Source organism: Thermoanaerobaculia bacterium (assembly GCA_035717485.1).
Taxonomy (GTDB): Bacteria; Acidobacteriota; Thermoanaerobaculia; order UBA5066; family DATFVB01; genus DATFVB01.
On record DASTIQ010000034.1, the window covers coordinates 1 to 24269 of the forward strand.

21 protein-coding genes are annotated in these 24269 nt (G+C 68.5%); 13 read left to right on the forward strand and 8 right to left on the reverse strand.

Annotated elements, in window-relative coordinates:
- From VFS34_01470 to VFS34_01500, 7 genes are all read left to right on the forward strand, one after another.
- A partial coding sequence (locus tag VFS34_01470) for a DUF5916 domain-containing protein (GenBank protein HET9793101.1) occupies positions 1-2171 on the forward strand: 2171 nt, incomplete at its 5' end.
- A gap of 97 nt (positions 2172-2268) precedes the next feature.
- Complete coding sequence (locus VFS34_01475; protein HET9793102.1) at positions 2269-2799, forward strand: YbhB/YbcL family Raf kinase inhibitor-like protein; 531 nt, start codon at positions 2269-2271, stop codon at positions 2797-2799.
- A gap of 13 nt (positions 2800-2812) precedes the next feature.
- Complete coding sequence (locus VFS34_01480) at positions 2813-3412, forward strand: DUF4230 domain-containing protein (GenBank protein HET9793103.1); 600 nt, start codon at positions 2813-2815, stop codon at positions 3410-3412.
- A 71-nt stretch (positions 3413-3483) separates the two neighbouring features.
- Positions 3484-4047: an RNA polymerase sigma factor gene (locus tag VFS34_01485; GenBank protein ID HET9793104.1), complete on the forward strand. Its 564-nt coding sequence runs from the start codon at positions 3484-3486 to the stop codon at positions 4045-4047.
- Positions 4026-4964 carry a HEAT repeat domain-containing protein gene (locus VFS34_01490; GenBank protein HET9793105.1) on the forward strand — a complete coding sequence of 313 codons (939 nt, stop codon included), beginning with the start codon at positions 4026-4028 and terminating at the stop codon, positions 4962-4964. The genes VFS34_01485 and VFS34_01490 overlap by 22 nt, the downstream gene beginning before the upstream one ends.
- Before the next feature lie 41 nt (positions 4965-5005).
- On the forward strand, positions 5006-6997 hold the full coding sequence (locus tag VFS34_01495; protein ID HET9793106.1) for a DUF4097 family beta strand repeat-containing protein: 1992 nt from the start codon (positions 5006-5008) through the stop codon (positions 6995-6997).
- Between the two features lie 276 nt (positions 6998-7273).
- A complete protein-coding gene (locus tag VFS34_01500; GenBank protein HET9793107.1) occupies positions 7274-9523 on the forward strand; it encodes a DUF5916 domain-containing protein in 2250 nt (749 codons plus the stop codon).
- Positions 9524-9745: 222 nt separating this feature from the next.
- Here VFS34_01500 and VFS34_01505 read toward each other — a convergent pair whose 3' ends face one another.
- A complete protein-coding gene (locus tag VFS34_01505; protein HET9793108.1) occupies positions 9746-9964 on the reverse strand; it encodes a rhodanese-like domain-containing protein in 219 nt (72 codons plus the stop codon).
- Between the two features lie 74 nt (positions 9965-10038).
- Between VFS34_01505 and VFS34_01510 the strand changes: the two genes are divergently transcribed.
- Positions 10039-12450: a fused MFS/spermidine synthase gene (locus VFS34_01510; GenBank protein ID HET9793109.1), complete on the forward strand. Its 2412-nt coding sequence runs from the start codon at positions 10039-10041 to the stop codon at positions 12448-12450.
- A gap of 506 nt (positions 12451-12956) precedes the next feature.
- Here the strand turns inward: VFS34_01510 and VFS34_01515 are convergent.
- The 4 genes from VFS34_01515 to VFS34_01530 all read right to left on the reverse strand — a co-directional run bounded on the left by VFS34_01515 (position 12957) and on the right by VFS34_01530 (position 16618).
- Positions 12957-14456, reverse strand: a complete 1500-nt coding sequence (locus VFS34_01515) for a pitrilysin family protein (protein ID HET9793110.1) — start codon at positions 14454-14456, stop codon at positions 12957-12959.
- The gene (locus VFS34_01520) at positions 14453-15850 is read right to left on the reverse strand and encodes a pitrilysin family protein (GenBank protein ID HET9793111.1); all 1398 of its coding nucleotides are present in this window, start codon (positions 15848-15850) and stop codon (positions 14453-14455) included. The genes VFS34_01515 and VFS34_01520 overlap by 4 nt, the downstream gene beginning before the upstream one ends.
- A 199-nt stretch (positions 15851-16049) precedes the next feature.
- Positions 16050-16340, reverse strand: a complete 291-nt coding sequence (locus VFS34_01525) for a Smr/MutS family protein (GenBank protein HET9793112.1) — start codon at positions 16338-16340, stop codon at positions 16050-16052.
- On the reverse strand, positions 16337-16618 hold the full coding sequence (locus VFS34_01530) for a hypothetical protein (protein HET9793113.1): 282 nt from the start codon (positions 16616-16618) through the stop codon (positions 16337-16339). Before VFS34_01530 ends, VFS34_01525 begins: the two co-directional genes overlap by 4 nt.
- Before the next feature lie 102 nt (positions 16619-16720).
- On the opposite strand from VFS34_01530, the gene VFS34_01535 reads away from it, so the two are divergent.
- Entirely contained in the window at positions 16721-17161 is a 441-nt protein-coding gene (locus tag VFS34_01535; protein ID HET9793114.1) for a hypothetical protein, read from the forward strand.
- Positions 17162-17272: 111 nt separating this feature from the next.
- Entirely contained in the window at positions 17273-18262 is a 990-nt protein-coding gene (locus tag VFS34_01540) for an alpha/beta hydrolase (protein ID HET9793115.1), read from the forward strand.
- A 12-nt stretch (positions 18263-18274) separates the two neighbouring features.
- On the opposite strand, the gene rlmN is transcribed toward VFS34_01540, so the two are convergent.
- Both rlmN and VFS34_01550 read right to left on the reverse strand, forming a co-directional pair.
- Positions 18275-19417 (reverse strand): 23S rRNA (adenine(2503)-C(2))-methyltransferase RlmN, encoded by a 1143-nt coding sequence (rlmN, locus tag VFS34_01545; GenBank protein HET9793116.1) that lies wholly within the window; start codon positions 19415-19417, stop codon positions 18275-18277.
- A 124-nt stretch (positions 19418-19541) separates the two neighbouring features.
- Positions 19542-19904: a hypothetical protein gene (locus tag VFS34_01550; GenBank protein ID HET9793117.1), complete on the reverse strand. Its 363-nt coding sequence runs from the start codon at positions 19902-19904 to the stop codon at positions 19542-19544.
- Positions 19905-19983: 79 nt separating this feature from the next.
- Between VFS34_01550 and VFS34_01555 the strand changes: the two genes are divergently transcribed.
- Genes VFS34_01555 through VFS34_01565 form a run of 3 tightly spaced genes read left to right on the forward strand, consistent with a single transcriptional unit; the run spans position 19984 to position 23063 of the window.
- A complete protein-coding gene (locus VFS34_01555) occupies positions 19984-20754 on the forward strand; it encodes a YIP1 family protein (protein ID HET9793118.1) in 771 nt (256 codons plus the stop codon).
- Between the two features lie 54 nt (positions 20755-20808).
- On the forward strand, positions 20809-21729 hold the full coding sequence (locus tag VFS34_01560) for an ATP-binding cassette domain-containing protein (protein HET9793119.1): 921 nt from the start codon (positions 20809-20811) through the stop codon (positions 21727-21729).
- Between the two features lie 14 nt (positions 21730-21743).
- Entirely contained in the window at positions 21744-23063 is a 1320-nt protein-coding gene (locus VFS34_01565; protein HET9793120.1) for an ABC transporter permease, read from the forward strand.
- A 39-nt stretch (positions 23064-23102) separates the two neighbouring features.
- Here VFS34_01565 and VFS34_01570 read toward each other — a convergent pair.
- Positions 23103-24269 (reverse strand): carbohydrate porin (locus tag VFS34_01570; GenBank protein HET9793121.1); only part of this gene is annotated, 1167 nt, incomplete at its 5' end.

Here is a 24269-nt window from a genome sequence, read left to right on the forward strand (position 1 = left end):
CGTCGATGGCGGTACCCCGCGCTCGCGGGATCATCACGATCGACGGCAGTCTCGGCGATCCGGGATGGGAGGGCGCCGCCGTCATCGACCGGTTCTGGGAAACGCAGCCGGGCGACAACGCGGAGCCGCCGGTCAAGACCAGCGCCTGGATCACCTACGACGACCGGTTCTTCTACATCGGCGTCGATTGCCGGGACCCGCATCCCGAGAAGATCCGGGCGCCGTACGTCGATCGCGACAACGTCATCGGCACCGACGACAACGTGGCGATCTTCCTCGACACCCGCGACGACCATCGTTCCGCGATCGAGTTCCGTGTGAATCCCCGGGGCATCCAGGGAGACGCGAGCTACAACGACGCCAACGGAAACGAAGACTTCTCTCCCGACTTCTTCTACGACACGGCGGCCCGGATCACGGACACGGGATGGACCGCCGAGGTGAGGATCCCGTTCTCGTCCCTTCGCTATCCCGACAAGGATCCTCAGCAGTGGGGAATCCTCGTCTGGCGCAACTACCCGCGCGAGTTCCGGTACGCGTTCCACAGCAGCCCCATTTCCCGCAACTCGAACTGCTGGATCTGCCATGAGATCCAGCTGACGGGGTTGACCGGCCTCCCGCGCGGCGGCCACCTCGTCGTCGCGCCGTACGTGACCGTGAAGGAGGAGGGTACGCCGCGGGAAGGTCCGGGATCGGAGTTCGCGAACGCCCCCGCGCGCGGGGACGCGGGCGTGGACGTCAAGTGGACGCCGAACGCCTCGACCGCGCTCGACGCGACGATCAACCCGGACTTCTCCCAGGTCGAATCCGACGTCGGACAGATCAACGTGAACAACCGGTTTGCGTTGTTCTTCCCGGAGAAGCGCCCGTTCTTCCTGGAGAGCGTCGACCTCTTCGACACGCCGATCCAGGCCGTCTACACGCGAACGATCACCTCGCCGCGATGGGGCGCGCGCGCCACGGGGAAATTCGACGCGAGCTCGTACACCGTGCTCGTCTCGCAGGACCGCGGGGGCGGCAGCGTGATCATCCCCGGATCGACGGAATCGCATTTCGCGCCGCAGGACTTCTCGTCGATCGCGGCGATCGGACGAATCCGCCAGGACATCGGCGGCTCCTTCGGCGGCCTCCTGCTGACCGACCGCGAGAACGAGAGCGGGGCCGGCGGCGGCCACAACCGCGTGCTCGGGCCCGACTTCCAGTGGCGGCCGGGGGAGAAGGACCAGGTGACCGCGCAGTTCCTCGGGAGCGACACGCAGACCCCGAATCGGCCCGACCTCGCCGAGGAGTGGACGGGCCGGCGCTTCTCGTCGCGCGCGATCTTCCTGTCGTGGCTCCACACCGGGCCGCACTGGGTATTCCGTTCGACGTACCAGGACATCGGCGACGGATTTCGCGCCGACGACGGGTTCGTGCCCCAGGTCGGGTTCCGGCAGGAAAGGCAGTTCGCCGGATACACGTTCTATCCGACGGGTCTCCTCAACCGCGTGCAGCCCTACTTCGTCGCGAACTATCTCGCCGAACCGGACGGCAGCCTCGTCCAGCGGCAGACCTTTCCCGGCATCACGCTCGCCGGCCGCTACAACCTGAACGTCGAGCTCGACTACAACTGGAAACAGAAAGACCGCACCGCCGACACCGTCCTCGAAACCACGAGCCTGGCGTATTTCCTCCAGATCGACCCCTCCCGCCGGATCTCCCGGATCACGCTCCAGGGATTCTTCGGCGAACATCCGGACGTCGATAACGTCCGCGTCGGCCGCGGCGGCGACATCCAGTTGACCGCGACGATCAAGCCGACCGACCATCTCGAGCTCGACTTCAACGGCGACCGGCAGTGGCTCGACGTCACCGCCGACGGGCGGCACGGCCGCCTCTTCACCGCGCAGATCGAGCGTCTCAAGGCGACCTACAACTTCGACGCGCGGATGTTCCTGCGCGTGATCGGGCAGTACCTCGACGTGCGCACCGATCCCTCGCTCTATCTCGCCGAAGGGGTCCCGGCGCGATCCGGGAACTTCGACGGATCGGTGCTCTTCTCGTACAAGCTCAACTGGCAGACCGTCTTCTTCCTCGGGTACGGCGACAGCCGGGTCGTCGATCCGAACGGAGACCTGCTGAGGAGCGATCGGCAGCTCTTCTTGAAGGTGAGTTACGCCTTCCAGCGATGAGCGGCCGGCGAAGACCGGACATCGAGCGTCCGGCCGCCTCGCGGTTCCCCCGGGACGAAGGGCCGGAGAGAACGTCTTCCTGCTCTAGAATGGCGGCATGCAGGGCGTCGGGCTGGCCGCGGGGGTCCTGATCGCCGCCGTCGCGGGGACGCGTGGAGGCGCACGGCTGAAAGTCGAGAGCTCCGCCTTCGACGCCGGCGCGGCGATCCCGCGAAAGCACACCTGCGACGGCGGGGATCTCTCCCCCGCGCTCTCCTGGTCGGGCGCGCCGGAATCCACCCGCGAATTCGCCGTCGTCTGCGACGATCCCGACGCGCCGGGAGGAACGTTCACGCACTGGGTGATCTGGGGGATTCCGAAGAGCGCCGCGGCCCTCCCGGAGGGAGTCGCGGCCGGCGACGAGGTCGCCTCGCTCGCGTCGGCGCGCCAGGGAACGAACGGATTCCGCGTGCGCGGATACCGCGGTCCCTGCCCGCCGCCGGGCCGGCCGCATCACTACCACTTCCGCGTCTACGCGCTCTCGGAGAGGATCGATCTCCCCGCCGGATCCGCCGTCGAGCGGCTTCGCGCCGCGATGGCCGGTCACGTGGCTGCGGAAGGCGAGATCGTCGGAACGTACGGCCGGTGACGCCGCGCCGCGGATGAGGCGTTTCCTCCGGGCCGCGGTTCCCTGGGCGCTCGCGGCGCTCTTCCTGTTCACCACGATCGAGCTCCTGCTGCACCGCCGGCGCGCGGCGGAACGCCCGCCGGACTCCGCTCCGGTCGTCATGGCGATGAACAAGGTCGCCCGGCTCGCGACCATCGAAGTCCAGGTTTCCGACGTCGTCAAGTACGAGGAGTTCAAGAACTTCCTCTTCCTGAGCTTTCCGAAGAGCGCGACGATGCGCGTGCGCGGATCGGTGCTCGGCGGTTTCGACCTGCAGCGGGACGGCGTCTCCGTCGTGGGCCACCCGGAAACGCGAAAGGTCGAGATCCGGATGCCGCGCCCCTCGATCCTCGCGATCGACCCGAAGCTCGAATGGTTCGACGAGAAGAGCGGGATGTTCAACCCGATCACCCCGGAAGACCGCAACCGGTGGATGGCGTGGGCGCGCACGAGCCTCGCCCGCATCGCCCGCCAGACCGGAATGGACGCGAAGGCCGAGGAGCAGGCTCGCAAGCTCCTCTCCGGAGCCGCCGAAGCGCTCGGCTGGAAAGCCGAGGTGACGTTCGCCGCCGGGCCCCCGGCTCCCCTCCCGTGAGTAACCTTTGCCCGCTCCTCGCGTCTTACGAAAGGTGAAGGAAAGAGCGCCTTGACCGAGCGGGCCGGAAGTTGAAGACCGACCTCGACTTGCTGAACCTGGTCCGGCGCGGAGACCCCGCCGGGGCGACCGGCCTCTTCGAAAAGTACGCCGACGCCCTGCTTCGGTTCGCGGACCGGATGATTTCCAACCGCGCCGAAGCGGAGGAAATCACCCAGGAGGTATTTCTCAAGATGATCACCCGGGTCGAACAGTACGACGGCCGCGCGGCCGTCTCGTCATGGCTCTTCGCGATCGCCGCGAACGCCTGCCGGGACCGGCTGCGGCGATCGCGGCGGGCCGTCGTGGTCCCCCTCGACGCGGTCGCCGAGGCGCCCGCCCGCGGTGAACCGATCGAGAACCGGCTCCACGAACGGGCACGGCGCCAGGCGGTCCGCCAGGCGCTGTCGAAGCTCTCGGACGAGCAGCGCGAAGCGCTCGTCCTCGCCCGATACCACGGGATGCCGTACGCCGAGATCGCCCGCACGCTCCAGATCACCGAAGGCGCGGTGAAGACCCGGATCTTCCGCGCCATGGAAACGCTCAAGGGGATCTTTTCCGAGGGAGGCACCACATGGAATGCCATGACTTCGTAGAACAGGCGGTCGAACGGCTCGCGAATCCCGCGGCGGGAAATTCGCCCGAGCTCGACTCCCATCTCGAGTCGTGCGAGCGCTGCCGCGCCGAAATCGAAGCCGTCGAAGGCGCGTGGGTGCGGCTCGGCGCCGACCCCGACGCCACGATGGAGCCGGAGTTCCGGCGCGCGACGCGGGAGATGCTCGAAGCGGAGACGCTGCGGCGCCGGATCGCTCCGATCCGTCCGCGCGGGTGGATGCCGGTCCTGCAGGCCGCCGCGATGCTCGCGATGGGCGTCGGCGGATACCTCGTCGCGCGCGTCGCGGCCCCGGGGGGCAACCCGTCGACCGGTTCTCCCGCGGCGGCGACCCGGACCGCGGCGTCGATCCCCGATCTGACGAAACAGCCGAAGCTCGCCAACGTGGCGTTCCGTCCGGCCGACGCGTCGGGACGGATCGGCATCTCGTTCGACGTCACGACCCGCTACACCGTCGAGGGAAGACCGGGCGACAAGGGCGTCTCCGACCTGCTGGCGTACATGGTCGCCGGCTCGGGCTCGACGGAAGGCGCGCGCGGCAAGGCGATCGATCTCGTCTCGCAGCGCTACGGCGGGGAGACCGCGGTTTCGCCGCAGATCGTCTCGACACTCGTCGAGACGCTCAAGAACGACAAGAATCCCGGAGTCCGCAAGAAAGCGGCGGAGGCGCTCGGCCAGCTGCCGCCGTCTCCCGAAATTCGCGACGCGTTCCTCGCCGCTCTCAAGGGCGATTCGAATCCGGCGGTCCGCATCGCGTCCGTCGAGGGGCTCGGGAAAGCCGCCATCACGCTGCGCGATCCCGCCGCGATCGAGACGCTCCGCGAGAAGGCGAACGACGACCGCGAAACCGGATACGTGCGGGTGAAGGCCGCCAAGGCCCTCCAGCGCGTCGACCTGTGAGGAGCGCCGTGACTTTTCCGGAGCCCGGTCGTCTTACCGGCATGAACAGCCACACGACTTCCCGCGATCGAATCTCCCTCTGGATCGTGCTCGGCGCCGGCCTCGTGATGCTGGCCTTCGCGGCGCTTTCCCGCGGCGACGAGTATCCGGCATCCGCGCGGCGGACGGATCACTTCAACGGAACGGGACTGACCCGGCTCTCGGTCGAGAACATCAGCGGCGACATCCGCGTCTCGCCCGGAACGGAGTTCTCCGCCACCGCGGACGTGTCCGTCCGCGCCGAATCGTCCGCGCTCGCCAAGAAGTACCTGGACGAGACCCGGATCGAGCTGCGAAACGAATCGGGCGGCTCCTTCAGTCTCGTCACCGAAGAGCCGGGCGTCCGCGTGTCGCGGAGCGGGCGCGGATGGAGGCTCGACGTCCACCGGAACGACCGTCACTACCGGGTCGAGGCGCGGTTCACGATCACCGTTCCCGCCGCGGCCGCCGTCGACGTCCACACGGTCAACGGCAACGTCTCCGTGGACGGGATCGGCGGGGCGATCGACGCCCGGTCGGTCAACGGTCGCGTGAAGCTCTCGGGAACGCGTCGCGACGTGAGCGCGCACAGCGTGAACGGGTCGATCGAGACCGTCGCCGCGGACCTGCCGAAGGGCGCTCATGTCGAGGCCGAAACGATCAACGGCAACATCCAGCTCCAGCTCCCGGCGCGAGCCGGCTTCGATTTCCACGGCCACACGATGAACGGCGACATCGTCTCGACGTTTCCCCTCCCTCCCCTCGAGCTTCCCGCCGAAGCCGAGCGCATGAAGGCGGAACGGGAGAAGCTGCGGGCCGAAAAGGAGAAGATCCGCCGGGAAATCCGGATCCGGGAAAGAGACCGGCGGCACGCGGAGAAGGACTCCGACGGGGACGTCGACGTGGACGTGGATCTCTCCGGGCTCGACGAAGGGCTCGCGGAGCTTTCGCGGGAGCTCTCCCGCCTCGGCCCCGAGATCGCCTCCGCGATTTCGCAGTCGATGAACCACACGTACGAAGGCTCCGTCGGCGGCGGAGGCGCGGACGTCCGCTGCTCGACGCTGAACGGCCGGATCTCGCTCCTGACGGACGGCGTGCCCGCTTCCCAGGCGAAGTCGCTCCTCCCGCGGAGGCGGCACGGGATGCACGCGGAGACGCCCGAACCGCCCGAGCCCCCGGAAGCGCCCGTCGCGGTTCCGGCGCCGAGCCCTGCTCCTTCGGCGGTTCCCGCCCCCCCTCGGCCGCCCCGGCCTCCTCGCGGGGTCGCCGGCGGAGTGACGGGAGGCGTCCGGGGCGGAGTCCACGGCGGCATCGCGGGCGGCGTCGATCTCGCCGAGGGCTCGATCGTCCGCGGCGACATCGGCGGCGACTTCTCGACGACGCTCCCCTTCGGCGACGTCCAGCTCGGAAAAGTCGCGGGCAACGTCCGGATCGTGACGTACGGCGGCCAGATCCGCGTCGCCGAAGCGGGCAAGGGAGCCGACCTGTCCACGTCCGGCGGCGACATCCAGATCGACGGCGTCCGTGGCGACCTGCGGGCGATCACCCACGGCGGCGAAGTTCGGGTCGGCCGGGTGACCGGCGACGCGAAGCTCGAAACGATGGGCGGGGACGTCGATCTCGCTTCCTGCGGCGGCTCCGTCATCGCGAAGACCGGAGGCGGAGACCTGCGTCTCCACCAGGTCCGCGGTTCGGTGCGCGCCTCGGCGGGGGGAGGCGACGTGCACTGCGAGATCGTCGGCCGCGAGAACCCGGATGGGGTGACGATCTCGAGCGGCTCGGGCGACGTCACCCTCGTTCTCCCTTCGAACTTCCGCGCGAACGTGGACATCCAGGTCAGCGGAGTCGACGACGAGAGCGACGCGATCGTGAGCGAATTCCCCGAGGTGTCGATCTCCCACCGCCCCGCGTCGATGCAGCAGACGGCGAAGGGCGCCCTGAACGGCGGCGGCCCGCGGGTCGCGATCCGGATTTCGTCGGGGACCGTCCGGCTCAAGAAAGGGCCTCCCGCCTGACGCTCGCGACGCTTGCGGAGCTCGGATCGCGAAAGCTCCCGCATCGCGGACTTCCTCCCTCGTTGACTTCCGGAGACTGACCGCGACGCGAACCCTCTCGCGGCCCGGAACGAAGCCCTCGACCGCTGCGGCGCCCGGCCGCCCCGGACCGGCGGACCCGTCTCGCGAGGGCCGGCGGGCTCCGATCACGAAGGCGGCGGGGTCGGCATGGGAAGATCTCGGGTGCGCCGAACCTCGGGAGCGTTTCATCGTATGAAAATGCCGGAGGAGCCCGCGTTGAAGAGATCGATCGCCATCGGAATCGCGCTCGCGGCGTTCGCCGCGGCGGCTGCCGCCCAGACGAGCCCCCCCGACGAGCCGCCGATCGCGATCCATCGCGCCCCGGGGCCGATCACCGTCGACGGCGATCTCTCCGATCCCGGCTGGCAGGGCGCCGCGCGTGTCGAGACCTTCTACGAGACGAAGCCGGGCGACAACGTCGCCCCGAAGGTCAGGAAGGTCGGGCTCCTCACATTCGACGACCACGCCCTGTACGCGGCGTTCGAATGCGACGATCCGGATCCGTCGAAGATCCGCGCGCCGTTCGCGGATCGCGACGCGATCTCGTCGGATACCGATTACGCGGGGATCATCCTCGACACCCGCCACGACCGGCGGACGGCGATCGAGTTCCTCGCGAACCCGCGGGGCGTCCAGTACGACGCCGTGCAGGACGACGCGTCGGGAAACGAAGACACGTCGGTGGATTTCTTCTGGGACGCCGCCGGGAAGATCGGGCCCCGGGGATGGACGCTCGAGATCCGGATTCCGTTCTCGAGTCTCCGGTACGACGCGAGCGCGCACCCCGTCTGGGGCATCCAGCTCTATCGCAACTCGACGCGCGACACCCGCTACCAGTACTTCTCGAACCGCCTCCCGCGAAGCTCGGACTGCTTCATCTGCCATGAGCGCGACCTGGTCGGCCTGACCGATCTGCCGTCGGGGGGACACCTGATCGCGGCCCCCTACGTCACCGCCACCGAGGAGGGACGGCGGACGGACCCGAACGACATTTCCTCGCCCTGGGTCAACCGCCCGATCCGCGGGAACGCCGGACTCGACGTCAAGTGGCTGCCGAATGCCGACACGGCGGTCGACGGGACGATCAACCCCGACTTCTCGCAGGTGGAATCGGACGTCGCGCAGATCTCCGCGAACACCCGCTTCGCCCTCTTCTACCCGGAGAAGCGGCCGTTCTTCCTCGAGGGGCTCGACCTCCTGTCGACGCCGATCCCGGCCGTCTACACGCGGACGTTCACGTCGCCGCGCTGGGGGATCCGCGGCACCGGCAAGATCGATTCGACGAACTACACGCTGCTCGTCACGGAGGACCGGGGAGGCGGCGCGGTGATCGTTCCCGGCCCGCAGTCCTCGACCTTCGTCGACCAGGATTTCTCCTCCTTCGCCGGGATCGGACGCGTCCGGAAGGACTTCGGCCGCTCCTACGTGAGTTTCCTGGCCACGGACCGGGAGGTGGAGGGAACGGGATACAACCGCGTCTTCGGACCCGACTTCCAGTGGGCCCCCGACGATTCGAACCAGATCCGGGGTCAGTTCCTCTACGCCGCCTCCCAGAACCCGACTCGACCCGATCTCTTCTCCGGCTGGAACGGGCAGCACGTGTCCGGACACGCCGCGTTCGTGAGCTGGGACAGCACGAAACTCACCCACGGCTGGTACGTGGAAGGGTGGGACGTGTCGGACGGCTTCCGCGCCGACGACGGGTTCGTTCCCCAGGTCGGCTACCGGGAAGTCAAGCCGGAGTTCTCCCTGCATTTCTATCCGACGGGCTTCTTCACGAAGATCCGGCCTCTCGTGATGGAGGACTACACCGCCGACACCTCGGGCCGGACCCTCCGCCAGCGGATCTTTCCCGGGGTTTCGTTCGAAGGCCATCGGAGCGTCCAGGGAGAGGTGGACTACCTCTTCTCTTCCGAGCGCGTCGGCGACAAGCTCATCCGGAAGGATTTCTGGTCGATCTATTTCCAGCTCACTCCGTCGCGCGTCTTCGGCCAGATCTCGATCAACGGCGAGATCGGCGACCAGATCGATTACGCCAACGCCCGGCCGGGGCACGGCGGGGCGTTCACGCTCGCTTCGCGTATCCAGCCGGAAGACCACCTCGAGCTCCGTCTGAACGAAGCGTTCCAGTGGATCGACGTGGACGACGGGACCGGCTCGACGCGCCGGTTGTTCACGGCGGTCGTGCATCGGCTGCGGGCGGTCTACAACTTCACGAACCGCGCCTTCGTCCGCGGCATCGTGCAGTACGTCCGCGAGGACCGCAATCCCGCTCTCTACAGCCAGGCGGGGCTGCCGAAGGAGGACGCGGCGCTCTCGAGCTCGATCCTCCTCGCGTACAAGCTCAACTGGCAGAGCGTGCTCTTCCTCGGTTACGGCGACAACCAGGCGCTCAACGACAACTACGAGCTCGCCCGGCACGACCGCCAGATATTCCTGAAGATCTCCTACGCGTTCCAGCGCTGAGGCGTTCCTTCTCCTCCTCCTCGCTCGGATCGCCGGAGCCGTTTCACCGGCCCACGACCCCGTCGCTTCCCTGGGCGCGCTGACTTCTCGGCGCGCTCACTTCTTCTCGGTTGGCAGTCCCGCGTCGACCCACGCGTCGAATCCGCCGTAGAGCGCGTGCACGTTGCGAAAGCCTTCCTCGGCGAGCGTCTGCGCCACACGGGCGCTCGAATGCTCGTTCGGTCAGGTGCAGTACGCGACGATCGCCCGGTCGCGCGGGATCTCCGGGAGGTGCTTCTCGACGTCGTCGGCGGGCACCCGGATCGCGCCGGGAAGCTTCACGTCCGAATCCGCCCACGCCCGAGGGTTCCGCGCGTCGATGAACGCGATCGGCTCGCCCCGGTCCATCCTCGTCTTGATCTCCTCCGGGGTGACCCGCGTGACTTCGATGGCACTCTGCATTTCGACCTCCGCTCCATCGGAGCAGCAAGCCGCGAGCCAGGCGTTGGGCGGACATCCGCATAGAATCCGGCCCGATGTCTTCGAGCCGCGACGACGCCCGCGTGTATTTCCTCTTCTTCGCGTCGGGCTTCGCGTCGCTCGCCGACGAGATCGTCTGGTTCAAGCTCCTCGACCTCACGTTCGGCGTCACCACGCTCGCGACGGCGACGCTCCTCGCGGTGTTCATGGCCGGGCTCGGACTGGGAAGTGCGTGGGCCGCGAAGCGAATGGCGAACCTGCGGCGGCCCCTCTTCGCCTACGGCGCCGTCGAGGCCGGGATCGGTCTCTTCGCTCTCGCGACGCCGCTCCTCTTCTCGGCGATCGACGCGGCGTACGTCGCGGGATATCGGAGCGGCGGCGGCGCGCCCGCGACCCTCTTCGTCCTGCGGTTCGTCCTTTCCGCAGCCGCCCTGCTCCCTCCGACCGCGCTCATGGGCGCCAGCTACCCTCTCCTGTCGCGCCGGATGGAAACGGACGGAAACGGCTCGGCTTCGGGACTCCTCTACGCCGTCAATACGGCCGGAGCCGTCGCGGGGACGGCCCTCTGCGGATTCTGGGCGATTCGCCGCATCGGCGTGCACGCGACGCTGATCGGCTCGGCCTGCGTCAGCTTGATCGTCGCCCTCGTCGCGGTCTTCTCTTCCCGCGAAATCCCCGCCGCCGCGAAGACCGACTCTCCCGCGGACGGCCGCAAGGCGGGATCGGCCGCGCTCGCCGCGGCGGTCGTGACGGGCGTCGTCGCGCTCGCCGCCGAGGTCCTCTGGACGCGCGTCCTCGTCCTGCACCTCGGCTCGTCGGTCTACTCGTTCTCGCTCATGCTGGCGATCCAGCTCGCCGGCCTCGTCGTCGGAAGCGCGTGGGCGGCCCGCCGCGCCGGCGATCCCCGCGCCGCCCTCTTCCGGGCGGCGCTCGCGCTCTCGGCCACGCTCTTCGCGCAGGTGTTCGCGTTCCGCGGCTTCGAGGGCGCTCTCCTCTTCGGGGGCCTGCGAATCGTGCGGGCGAGGACGTTCGCGGATCTCCTCGTCACCCGGCTCCTCGTGACGTCCGCCTACCTCCTGCCCCCCACGATCGCGAGCGGCGCGATCTTCGGGTTCCTGCTCCGCGCGTGGGGGGGCGCGGCGGGACCCGGCGAAGCGCCGCGCCGCGCGGGGAGTCTGTACGCGGCGAACACCTTCGGAGGCATCGCCGGGGCGCTCGGGGCGGGGCTCCTCGCGATCCCCCTGATCGGCACCCAGAACACGCTCTTCGCCGCCGCGGCGCTCGCGGCGGTCGTCGCCCTGCTCGCCCAGCCGCGGCGGCGCCTCCCGTTCGCCGCCGTCGCGGCGTGCGCCGCCGGGATCGTCTTCGCCCGGCCCGGCGCGCTGCTCCTGTCCGCCGGCGTTCTCTCCGACGTGCCCCGCCGGGACCTCCTCTTCTGGAGCGAGGGTCTGACGGGAACGATCGCGGTCAAGCAGATCGAGAAACCCCGTCCCTGGCGTTCGCTGGAGTTGAACGGCGTGAACGTGGCGGGCACCTCTCCCGATCTGCTGCTGACCCAGAAGCTCCAGGCGCACCTGCCGCTCGTGCTCGCCGACCACCCGCGCCGGGTGGTCCACATCGGTTTCGGCTCGGGGGGCACGGCGTGGTCGGTGTCGCGCCACGCGGTCGAGGAGATCCGGATCGTCGAGATCTCCCCCGAAGTGCTCCGGACGTCCGACCGGTTCTTCCGCGACGTCAACCACGGCGTGCTCGCCGACCCGCGGGTGAGGGCGGTCATCAACGACGGCCGGAACTTCGTGCTCGCCTCTCCGGAGCGCTTCGACGCGATCCTCTCCGATTCGATCCACCCGCGATACGCCGGAAACGGCGCGCTCTACACCGAGGAGTATTTCCGCCTCTGCGCGCGGCGCCTGCGTCCCGGCGGCGTCGTCTCGATGTGGCTGCCGACGTACGCGCTGCGGCCGCAGGACTACCGCGGCATCGTGCGGGCGTTTCGCGACGTCTTTCCGAACGTCAGCATCTGGTATCCGCACGCCGTCGGGAACGCGTTCACGATCGTCATCGCCACGCCCGAACCCACGATCGATCTCGCCGCGTTCGCCGCCCGCCTGACCCCGGCGATCCGGGCGGATCTCGCCGAGGTCGGAGAAGACGATCCGGCGGAGCTCCTCTCGAACCTGATCCTCGCGCCGCGCGACGTCGGCCGATGGGTCGCGGCGACCCCGCCGCACCGCGACGACGTCCCGACCGTCGAGTACGAGAGCGGCCGCGTGATCGGCGCGGAACGCACCTGGTACGAGACGCTCGCCGACCTCGCGAAGAACCGCAGCCCGATCGAGGCGTTCGTGACCGGGCTCTCGCCCGGAGATCCGCTCGCCGACCGCCTCCGGTCGCGCTCCGCGGCGGCTGCCCTCTCGATCCGGAAGCAGCTCGAGGAGCTTCGGCCGATCGCCGCCGGGGAGCCGTAGCGCGCCCGCCCGCGGCGAGCGCGCCGGTCACGAGTCGGCGAGTGATGAATCGAAAGGCACTCGCCGTCGGGTCCGGAGCCGGACTTTCGAACCGTCACCGCGCGGCTTTCGACGCGCGACCGGGCGACTCGCGGATCCGCGCCGTGCGGGTCACGAGTCGAGGGCCGGCGAGTCCCGAATCCCGACTCTGGACTCGCGATCCCGCCGGCCGCGCGAGGGATATCGGTCGCGGCGCGAAAGCGCCGCCTCCTCCGGACGCCCCGAACGAGCGGCTGCCGCGGGATCGCGAGCTCTCGTCGCGAGCCGCCGTTCGGGCGCCCGCGGATCGGACGCTCGAGCGAGGCGCAAACGGAGGGATCGATCGGTCGACCCCCCGTCCTGCGCCGAGCGGTCAAGGCGCCGTCAGGACCGGACTCCGTCGCGCGACGGCGCCGGCGTCCGGTCGCGGAGCGCCCGAACATCGCCGGCTCGCCACCTCACTCCCGCGATCCCGCCGGCCGCGCGAGCTACTTCTGGAACATCTCCGACGCCGGAACGATCCGCACGTCTTCGGCCTTCACCGGGACCGGGAATTTCTCGATCGCCTTGTCCTCGGCGAGCACCGCTTCGGGCGTGCCCTGCGTGTCGTAGTGGATCGGCGTCGCCGCTCCGGAAACGAGCTCGTCGCGGAATTTCCCGGCGTCGTCCGTGACCACGGCGATGTCGAAGTTCCCCCTGGGGAGGTACTTGCGGACCGCGGCGTCGACTTCCGCCTTCGTCATCGAGGGGAGGCGGCGCTGCAGCTCCGCCTGGATGTCCTTTCCGTAGAACTTCGCGTCGATCGCGTACCCGAGGCGGCGCGACGCGTTCTGGGTCCACAGCTTGTTGTACGTCTCGAGGAACTTGCGGGTCTGCTCGAAGTCCTTCTCCGGAATCCCTTCGCGCTCGAGCTTGTCGAGATGGTAGAGCGCGGCCCGCACCGCGAACCAGGTGTTGCCGGGCACGACGGGGCGGAGCCAGATCGAGAAGTGCTGCTCCCGCCGCGGAACGTTCGGCGCCGGGAACGTCGTGTAGCCGTCCTGAACGAAGCGCTCGATGTACGAGTAGTCGCCGTAGTTGAGCCCCCGGACGCCGCGGAGCTGGTTCATCAGCACGCCGTTGAACGTGCGGTGCTCGCCGAGATACGAATTCGCGACGTACAGCGGGTAGAAGTCGTCGTCGGACCGGGTGACCGCGATCGGAGCGCCGATCGAGATCGCGTTCGCCCGCGCGTCCTTCTGGACGAGGAGAACGGAGGTCTTCGAGGGCGCCGGCTGCGGGGGCAGCTCGACGCGCGGCGCTCCCGTCTCGGGAAGCGCGTCGAAGCGCGCGGCAAAGGCGTCGGCGAACGACGCCGGGTACCCGCCCGCGAGCCCGACGATCAGCCGGTCGCGGGTGAAATGCGTCCGGTAGAACGAACGCACGTCGTCCGCCGTGATCGACGTGAGCCCGTTCACGGTGCCGGAGTTCGGATGCCCGTACGGCGTGCCGCCGTAGAGCATCACGTTCAGCGACTCCTTCCCGAGCTCCTCGTCGTCGTTTCCGCGGAGCGTCTTCGAGATCTCGTCGATCGCGTCCTGCCGGTGTCGACGGAAATCGTCGTCGGCGAATTTCGGCCGCAGCACGGCGTCCTCGAGGAGCGCCGCGTAGCGCTCGAGGTTGTCGCGATGGATCGTTCCGGAGAAGACGGTCATCTCCTTCGAGACCTGGACGTCGACGTCGCCGGCGATCGGATAGAGGGCGTCGATGATCTGCGGATACGACTTCGTCTGCGTCGCTCCCTGGGCCATGATCGTCGCGGTCAGGGCGGCGAGCCCTTCCTTCCCGGCGGGATCGTCCTGGGAGCCGGTGCGGAACGCGAGCCGGACCGCGACGAGAGGCGAGCCTCCCGCGGGGAGGAGCACCCGCTCCGGACCCGACGCCTCGGCCGCGGCGAGCGGCAGCGAGGCGAGAGCGAAAAGAACGGCGAGAACGGTCGGCTTCTTCACTTCGATGCTCCTTTCTTCGCGGCGTCCCCCGACTCCTGCGGAGGCTTGAGCACGACGACGGTGCGATTGGCCGCGCCGAAGTATTTCCGCGCGGCCGTCGAAACCTCCGCCGGCGTGACCTTCGCGACGAGCGCGTAGTAGTCGTTGAACGCGTCGGGGCGGCCCGAGAGCGCGACGGAGCGCGCCGCCGTCACCGCGACCCGGTCGGCCGTGTTCAGGCTGCGGGCGAACGCGTACCGCAGATGCGAGACGGTCTCGGCGACGGTCTTCGCGTCGGGCGGCGCGGCGGCGAACTTCGCGATCTCGCTCTCGACGTCCTTCTCGACCTGCGGAACGTCCTTCTCCTGCTTCACGCGCGCGTAGATCTCGAAGAGGAAGGGATCGCGGTGGAGATCGGGCCCCCCGCCGAGCTCGACGACCTTCTGCTCGTCGAGGACGAGCCGCTTGTGGAGCGGCGCGCGGTCGGAGAAAAGGAGCTCGGAGAGCACGTCGAGGGCCGCCCCGTCGACCGACGTCGTGGAGAAGGCCGGCGTGTGGTAGCCCATGAAGACGATCGGCAGAGTCGCCGACTTCCATTCGACGACGCCGCGCTCTTCCTTCTTCTGCGCCGGCTCCGCGGGGACGTCCGGGCGCGCCGGGCCCTTCTTCCATCCCCCGTAGGCCTTCCCGGCGAGGGAGAAGAACTCGCCCGAGTCGACGTCGCCGGCGACGATCACCTGCACGTTGTCGGGACGGTAATACCGGTCGAAGAACTGCCGTGAGTAGTCGTACTGGTTCGGCATGTCCTCGACGTCCTTGATGAATCCGATCGTCGTGTGCTTGTAGGTGTGCCGGGCGAAGGCGAGATCGCGAAGCTTCTCGTCGAGCGGCTGGAACGGATTCGACGCCCCCTTGTTGTATTCGCCGAGGATCGCTCGCGATTCCTTCTGGAAAGCGGCGTTCGAATACTGCAGGTGCTGGAAACGGTCCGCCTCGATGTCGACGATCGTCGGGAGCGATTCCTTCCCGGCGAGCAGGTGGTAGACGGTCAGGTCGTCGGAGGTGAAGGCATTCGAGTCCGCGCCGATCTCCTTGACGATCTCGTTGTAGCGATCGGCCGGGTACTTCTCGGTCCCCCGGAACATCATGTGCTCGAAGAAGTGGGCGAATCCCGTGTGGCCGGGCTCCACTTCGTTGCGCGACCCCGTGCGCGCGACCGTGTAGTACGCGATCAACCCCGGAGAGTCGTAGTGGATCGCGTACAGATGAAGTCCGTTGGCGAGGACCTTCTCGTCGATCCGGAACGGAAAGGCCTTCTCGGCCGCGGGGACCGGCCGGGCGGGCGCGGAACCGGCGGGCGCTCCGAAGGCGGCGGCCCCGAGAAGGACGGCCGCGAGAGCGATGGTGCGCTTCATGTTTCTTCCTCCGATCGAAAGGCCGATCCTAACAGCCGCCGACTCGGAGCGACATGATGCGGTCAGCCCGCCCGCGGCGTAGAGCGGCGCGTACGTCGCCGGGCGACGCGGGCGGCACGCGCCCGGATATCCGGCGCGTGCGCATCGGTCGGCGAGAACGCCCGTGCGACGGCAATCGGTCGATGCATGGACGGACCGGTCAACGGAAGACGACGACCGTCGCCCCGATCCCGCCGCGCTCCGGCGGCGCATCGAAGAACCCGGCGACGTCCTCCCGACGGGCGAGCAGCGCGCGGACGACCTCCCTCTGGACCCCGATTCCGCGTCCGTGGATCAGGCGGACCTCGCGGAACGACCCCCGGGCGGCGTTCAGGTACTCGGAAACCGCGGAAGGGACGTCGGCGGGAAAGAACGAATGGAGGTCGAGCTCGTCTTCGAGCGGAACGGGGACCGGAGCTTCCTCCGGCGGCGGCTCCCCGGAACCGGTCACGCCGCGGACGCGGCTTCGCTCTCGAGCGCCCGGATGCGGGCGGCGTCGAGCGGAATCCGGAGAGGCTCTTCGCAGACCCCGTCGAGCACCAGGACCGGACGTCCGTCGGCGTCCCGCGCCAGGTCGGAGGGAGCGACGTCGAACTTCCGCCCGACGTTGACGCGCGTGTCGCGGCTCCACTTCCTCACGGAGCCGGATACCCGTCCTTCCCAGAAGGCCCAGTTGACCGCCACGTGCGAGCCGTCGGGGCAGTCGGTCCAGAAGTAGTCGAGTTTCACGCGACGCATTCTACCGAAGTCCGGCGATGCGGAAATCCCCGGCACGACCGTTGCACTTTTTCGGGATTGCAGGAATGGGCCTGCGGCAGACAGGGAGAGACCATGAAATCACGACTTCTCATTTCGGCCGGGATGATCGCCGCCTTCGCGGCTTTCGCCGGCGCCCAGGAAACCGCTGCTCCGGCCGCGCCGGAACCCGATTCGTCCGCAACCACCCGTCAGGAGGTGACGCGGCAGACCACGGAGTCGACGGCCGTGCCCGACGTTTCGTCCTCGACCACCACCGAGACCTCTTCGAAGAGCGTCACCGGCACGGTCCGGACCTATGAAGCCGGAAGGTCGGTCACGATCGTCCGCCCGGACGGCTCGAGCGTCACGTACCTGATCAATCCCGCGTCGCAGCTTCCCTCCGACGTCGCCGTCGGAAAGAAGGTCACGGTCACGACGACGACCGTCGGCGGCTCGCCGCAGCCGGTCGTCCAGCGCCTGACGTACACGACGAAGACGACCACGACGACGAAGAGCGTCGAGCCCCCGCACTGAGCGTTCTTTTCCTCGCTCCGTCGAAGCCCCGGCTCGTCCGGGGCTTTTTTTCGAGCGGCGCATCCGCCGTCCCCGCCGTTCACGGGGCCGCGGGGTTAATATCCCGCCCCGATGTCCACCAGACCGTGGAAAGCGATTCGGGGACTGGCATGGTCCGGCGCGGCGGCGGCGGGCGCCTACGTCGCCGGCTCCTATGCGGCCGCGGTCGCGCTCGGAGACGCGCTCATCTCGCCGGTGGGCCTCGCTCCCGGGCGCGACGACCGGACGGCGTTCCTCGCCGCGCTCCGGCAGGAATCGGAGCGCGCCGAAGAGTTCCCGCATCGCGGCGATCCGCGCGATCCCGTCGAGCTCGTCTGCACGTTCGCCTCGCCGGGGCTGTCCGGGCGGCGCGCGACCATCCTCTTCCTGCACGGAAAGGGAGGCAACGCGACCGAGTGGCTTCCGGACGCCCGCCGCGCCCTCGCGTGCGGGTTCAACGTCCTCGTCCCGGACCTCCGGGGCCACGGCCGCTCCGGAGGGAGGTTCATCACCTTCGGCCTGCTCGAGCGCGGCGACCTCGCCAACGCCGTGGCCGCGGCGAAGGAGCGGTTCGGGATCGACGCCGGCCGACTGGGCGTCCACGCCTGCTCCTATGGAGGGTCGCCCGCCCTCCAGTTCTCGGCGGCGAACCCCGCGGTGCGCGCGCTGTGGCTGGAGTCGCCGTTCGGCGACGCTCCCGCGATGGCGCGCCATTACCTCCACTTGAAATCGGGGGTTCCTTCCTGGGCGCTCGGGCTCACGACACGATGGGCGCTCGCGCGCGCGGATGCCCGCGTCCGGCGCGCGATCGGCCTGCGCCGCGAGGAAGGCCTCGAGGCGATGGACCCGGTCCGCGCCGCCGAGAAGATCCGCTGTCCCGTCGCGCTCGTCTTCGGAAAGCGCGACCAGCTGACGCTCCCCGAATTCCTCGGGCGCCTCGAAGAGGCGCTTCCGCGGACGACGACGGTCTGGGAAGTCGCGGCGGCCGGACACTGCCACCACGAGGACCAGCCGCTTTCGGTCGAGACCGAAGAGTACGAGCGTCGATGGAAGGAGTTCTTCGCCTCGCGCCTGGAAGAGTGAAGACTTCGCGGATTACCGGACCGGCGCCCCGCTCCGGCTCCGCGCGTCGACTTCGCGTCCCTTGAGCTGACCGCAGGCGGCCGATGCGTCGGGCCCCTTGGACCGCCTCACGGTCACGGTGTACCGCTCGCGCGCGAGCGCGTCGACGAAACGTTCGACGGTCTCTTCGGAGGGCCGGCGGAACTCCGGGAGATACCGCGGATCGGGGTTGAACGGGATCACGTTGATCTTCACGGGGATGCCGCGCAGGAGCCGGGCGAGGTTCCGAGCGTCCTCGATCGAGTCGTTGACGCCCGCGAGGAGCACGTATTCCGCGGTGATTCGCCGGCGGTGCGTCAGCGGGAAGGCGCGCATCGCCGCGACGACCTCGGCGAGAGGATGCGCGCGCGACACCGGCATGATCTTCTCGCGCGTCTTCTGGTCGGCCGCGTTGATCGAGACCGCGAGATTCGGCTGCTTCGCCCGCGCCCCGAGCCGCCGGATCCCCTCGGGGAATCCGGACGTCGAGACGGTGATCCGCCGGGGAGAAATCGTCTCGAAGAAGACGTCGAGCGCCGCCTCGACCGCCTCGAGGTTCAGCATCGGCTCCCCCATCCCCATGAACACGATCGCGAACGTCGTCGCCGGGTGCTCGCGCGCGACCGCGAGGAACTGCGCGACGATCTCTCCGGCGGAAAGGTTCCTTCCCGCTCCGAGCCGCCCGGTCACGCAGAATCGGCAATCGACCGCGCACCCCGTCTGCGACGAAAGGCAGATCGTCGCCCGCGCCGGGTCCGCCGGCATCGTCGGACCCCCGCCGGCCGCCGCGGAAGCGCGCGCGTCTTCGAATTCGCTCTCCGCCGAAGCCTCTTCCTCGCCGCGCGGCATGAAGACGGCCTCGACGAGGGCGCCGTCGGGAAACCGGAGCCCGTACTTGACGCTCCCGTCCGTCGAAACGTCGCGGCGCGCGATCTCCGGCAGCACGAGCGGCGCGGCCCCGGTCCAGAGGTCGCGATCCTTCCGGGAAAGCTCGGTCATCTCGCCGTACGCCGTGGCCCGCCGCGCGTGGATGGCGTCGAAGATCTGCCGTCCGCGGTAGCGCGGCTGCCCGAGCTCCTCGGCGCGTCCCTCCCACTCGGCGCGGGACCAGGCCCACGCGGCAAACTCGTCGCTCACGGAGTCAGGATAGCCGATCGTTCAATCTCGAGTCGCGAGCCGGGGACGCCCGGCAGGAGTGAATCGAAGGACGAATTCGAGCGATCGGGCCGGGGAAGGGGTAGCGCCCGGACGCGCGAAGTCTCTAGCGAGCGTCCCGCGTCTTCGTCGCGCGCCGCCGCGCGACCGTCGCCCGCGCCCGGCGGGTGCGCACCTTGCGCGTCGGGTCGATCCCGACCGATTTCAGGAAGCGGAGATCCCGGAAATCGATGCGGAACTCGGCCGCGGCCGTGGCCGGCGACATCTCGACGCTCTCGTCCTCGCCTTCCGCGAAATCCTCGTCGCGCTCGATCCCGATCCGCGCGTCGAGGTTCAGGAACAGCCGGTAACCGTGCTCCCGGAGCCTTTCGATCGTTTCGTGGACGCGATCCGATTCGGAAACGGAGTCGTTGATCGCGTCTCCGAGCTCCTTCAACATCGCACGAAGCTTCGCGTCCATGCGCGGCATGATGCCACCCGGTCCGGGGGCTGTCAAACCTTTCCGGTGCTAATATGGAGGGAAGAACTTTGCGGGAATTTTTTCGATCGTGACGGAGGAAGTGTCGGCGGCGGCCGCCCCGCCGGAGCCGAGCGAGAGCGTCTCCGCCGCCGGCGCCGTCGCGGGAATCGTGACCCGTCCCGGCGCGACGTTCGCCGCGCTGATCCGCCGCCCCACGTGGTGGCTTCCCTTCGTCGCCGGAATCCTCCTCGCGGCGATCTTCACCGTCGTCATGACGGACAAGGTGGACGTCGACGCCGCGATGCGCCAGGCGGTCGAGAAGAAGATGGAGCACTCCGGCCAGACGATGACGAAGGAGCGCGTGGACGAAGCGGTCGACCGCGCCGTCGAGATGCAGGGCAAGATGGCGCCCTACGCGCCGACGCTCGGCGCGGCGGCTTCGGCGGTCGCCTTCTTCCTCTTCGCGCTCATCGTCGCCGGTGCGGGCGCCGCGTTCGGCGCGGAAGCGAAGATCTCCGCGTATCTCGCGATCTACGCCTACGCGGAAGTCCCGCTCCTGCTTCGTTCCGGGATCGCGGTCGCGCGCCTCTTCGCCGCGCCGGACGCGTCGCTCACCTACGAGGATGTCTCCCGGCTCGGGACCGTCGGCCCCGCGCTCCTCCTGCCGAAGTCGGCCGCGCCGGCGCTCACCGCCATGGCGTCGTCGCTCGACGTCTTCCTGCTCGCGACGGTCGTTCTTCTGATCGTCGCGTTCCGCCGCCTCCCCGGGATTTCGCGAGCTTCCGCGACCGCCGTCCCGATCGCGCTCTGGGCCGTGTTTCTCGTCGTGAGGGTCGGCTGGTCCGCCCTCTTCGGATGAGCGGGCGAAACTTCTCCGGCGCAAAATCGTAATTCCGCCCGGAGACCGCACTTCATGAACGCCATCGAGGTCGATCACGTGACGAAGGCATTCGGCCGCTTCAAGGCGGTCGACGACCTGAGCCTGACCGTGTCCGGGGGCATGATCTTCGGCCTCCTCGGGCCCAACGGCGCCGGGAAGACGACGACGATCCGGATGATCATGGACATCACGGCCCCGGATACGGGCGCGATTCGCGTCCTCGGCCGGCCGGCGGCCCGGGAGTCGCTGGCGCGCGTGGGCTACCTCCCGGAAGAGCGAGGACTCTACCGCCGGATGCGCGTCCTCGACCATCTCCTCTTCCTCGCGGCGATCAAGGAGGTCGACGCGGCCACGGCGAAGAAGAGAATCGAACGCTGGCTGGACGCGATGGAGCTCCGGCCGTGGCTCCACCGGCGCGTGGACGAGCTCTCCAAGGGCATGCAGCAGAAGATCCAGTTCATCGCGACGATCGTGCACGACCCCGAGATCCTGATCCTCGACGAGCCGTTCTCCGGACTCGATCCGATCAACGTCAACCTCATCCGGAGTTTCCTGCTCGAGTTCCGCGCGGAGGGGAAGACGATCGTCTTCTCGACCCACGTCCTCGAGCAGGCGGAGAAGCTCTGCGACCACATCTGCCTGATCACGAAGTCGAAGAAGGTCCTCGACGGGGACCTCAAGGACCTCCGCCGGCGCTACGCCGGAAACGTGATCCGCCTCTCGACCGACGCCTCGCTCGAAAGGGTTCGATCGCTTCCCGGCGTCGCCGGCGCCGCGGCGGTCGACGGCGGTTTTCACGTCACGCTGGCGGACGCGACCGAGGCACGGACCGTCGTCCAGAAGCTCTTCGAGACGAACCGGGTCGACGCCTTCTCCCAGAAGGAGCCCGAGCTCGAGGAGATCTACCTGAAGGCCGTCCAGGACGCGGGTCTCGCCGAGACCCGGGTCATCTGACGAGGGAGCGAGCCATGGCGATCAACGCCCGAAAGGTCCGCGCGATCATCAAGCGCGAATACGTGGAACACATCCGCAAGAAGGCATTCTGGATCTTCACGATCCTGATGCCCGTGATCTGGCTCGTGTTCATCGGAGTCTCGATCCTCACGCAGTCGCGTCTCTCCGGGAAGAAGCGGATCGCGGTGATCGACCCCTCCGGTCGCTATTTCCGGCCGCTCGAGGAGGAGATCGCGTCGGGAAAGCATCGCGATCGAATCGCCCTCGTTCTTCGGACCCCCGGGCCCGGCGGAGTCGAGGCGCTGAAGGAGGAGCTCAAGAAGGACATCGCCTCGACCGACGACGCGCGGAAGATCGACGGCTTCATCGTCCTCGATCCCGATTCGGTCTCCGGAGGGAAGATCGAGTACTGGGCGGCCTCGATCTCCGACATCGTCTTCCAGGAGATGATCGAGCGCGACCTGAATCGCGCGTTCCTCCGGACGCGGCTCGCCGAGCGGGGGCTCTCCCCGGAGGTGATCCGGCAGGCCCAGGCGACCGTCTCGCTCGAAGCGAAGAGCACGAATCCCAAGTCGACCGTCGGGTTCTGGATCTCCTACATCTTCATGTTCTTCCTCTTCTTCACGCTGATCCAGTACGGGATGTACAACCTCCGCGGCGTGATCGAAGAGAAATCCAACCGCGTGGTGGAGATCGTGATCTCCTCCGTGCGCCCGACCGAGCTGATGCTCGGGAAGATCATCGGCATCGGGCTCGTCGGACTGACGCAATACGCGATCTGGTCCGTCCTCGCGATGAACATGGCCCTGCTGTCCGGAACCGGGATCGCGGCGATGCTGCCCGGCGGCAGCATCCCGACGATCCCGCTCTCGGTCGTCGCCTACTTCGTCCTCTACTTCCTCCTGGGATACTTCTTCTACGCCTCGGTGTACACGGCGATCGGCGCTCCCTTCAACACGGAACAGGAGGCCCAGCAGCTCGCGATGTTCCCGACGTGGATCATGGTCGTCCCGATGATGTTCTGGTGGACGATCGTCAACAATCCGAACTCCACGTTCGCGACGGTGCTCTCGTTCATCCCGCTCATGACGCCGATCGTGATGTTCATGCGCGTCACGCTGATCCCGGTTCCCGCCTGGCAGATCGCCGCGTCGATCGCGCTGATGCTCGGATCGATCGTCGGCATGGCCTGGCTCGCGGGAAAGATCTACCGCGTCGGGATCCTCATGTACGGGAAGAAACCCACGGTCCCCGAGATCCTGCGCTGGATGCGGCGATCGGAGGGGGTGCCGCCGGCATTCGAACCGTCGCCCGGAGAATCCACCGGCTCCTGAGCCCCGCCGCGGTCGGCCGAGAGAGGGGGCGACCGGGGATCAGTTCCGGTGCACGTGGACGCGCAGGCCGTAGGCCATCACCGGACCCCGATCGGAGTTGAATCCGGGATTCCAGACCCTCTGCACGTCCAGACCGATCGACGTCGCCTTGCCGACCGACGCATCGTAATTGGCCTCGGCGACGATCTCGTGGCCATAGGCGAGGCGGCCATCTCCCAGCTGGAATCCGATGCCTCCGCGCGACAGGTACTTCCGGTGCGAGTCGGAGAGACCGTTGCCGACGACCCCGACCGTGAGCGTGTCCGTGGGGCGCTTCCAGAAGCTCCCCGAGTGCGAGAATCCGGTCGAGAACGAGCGGTCGATCTCCGTGTAACAGAAGATCTCGTTTCGGCCGTCGTTTCCCCCGCCTCGCAGGAAAACGCCCCATTCCTTCGCGAACGTCCGCTGGAGGTTCACCCCGATGCCCCGCTTCGTGCGGCCGCGCTCACGGGTGGCGGTGATATCCGGAATCCCCGAGCCGGCCTCGTCGATCGCCTGGGCGTAGCTCCCCATCTGGGCGTGATTTTCGTACGCGAGAACCTTGGCGACTCCCGACGCATCGGGATCGAAGTCCCATTCGATCTCGAGGTTGTCTCCGCGGGCGTCGGAATAGTGATGGTCGAGGTCGAGTCCGTTGGCCTCGAGGGGAACGGCGAAGCTTCCGAAGCGAAATACGAGCGCGGGCCCGGGCAGGTAGAGCTCCGCGATCACTCCCCACGTGTATCCCCGGGCGTCCGCCGCGTAGTCCCACGATCCGTCGGTGATGAGCGCCTCGTTGATCAACCGGTGGTGGGTGTCGCCCGCGACGTCGTTCCCCCCCATGAAGTCCGGGAGAGAGACCTTGCCCGCGGTCAGTTCCAGCCGAACTCCCCGTTCGGAAGGATGGAACCGGGAGTCCGTGCCGGTGAGGAAGGCGTCGAGGTCACGCTCGTCCCCTTCGCCGCCGGACGGCCGGGCGACGGGCTCCTGGTGGCCGATCGGGATGTCCTGGTGGAGAAAGGCCCGAGCGAGGTAGGGCTTCTGCTCCAGGAGCCCCGCGTGCACCGAATCGCCGTTGACGTAGGCTCCCATCCCGGTGCCGCCGCCCGGACCGTGTCCGACGAGGAACTCCGGATCGACGGAGACCCACGCGTTCTTCCAGAGCCGAACGCCCGTGAAGATCGACAT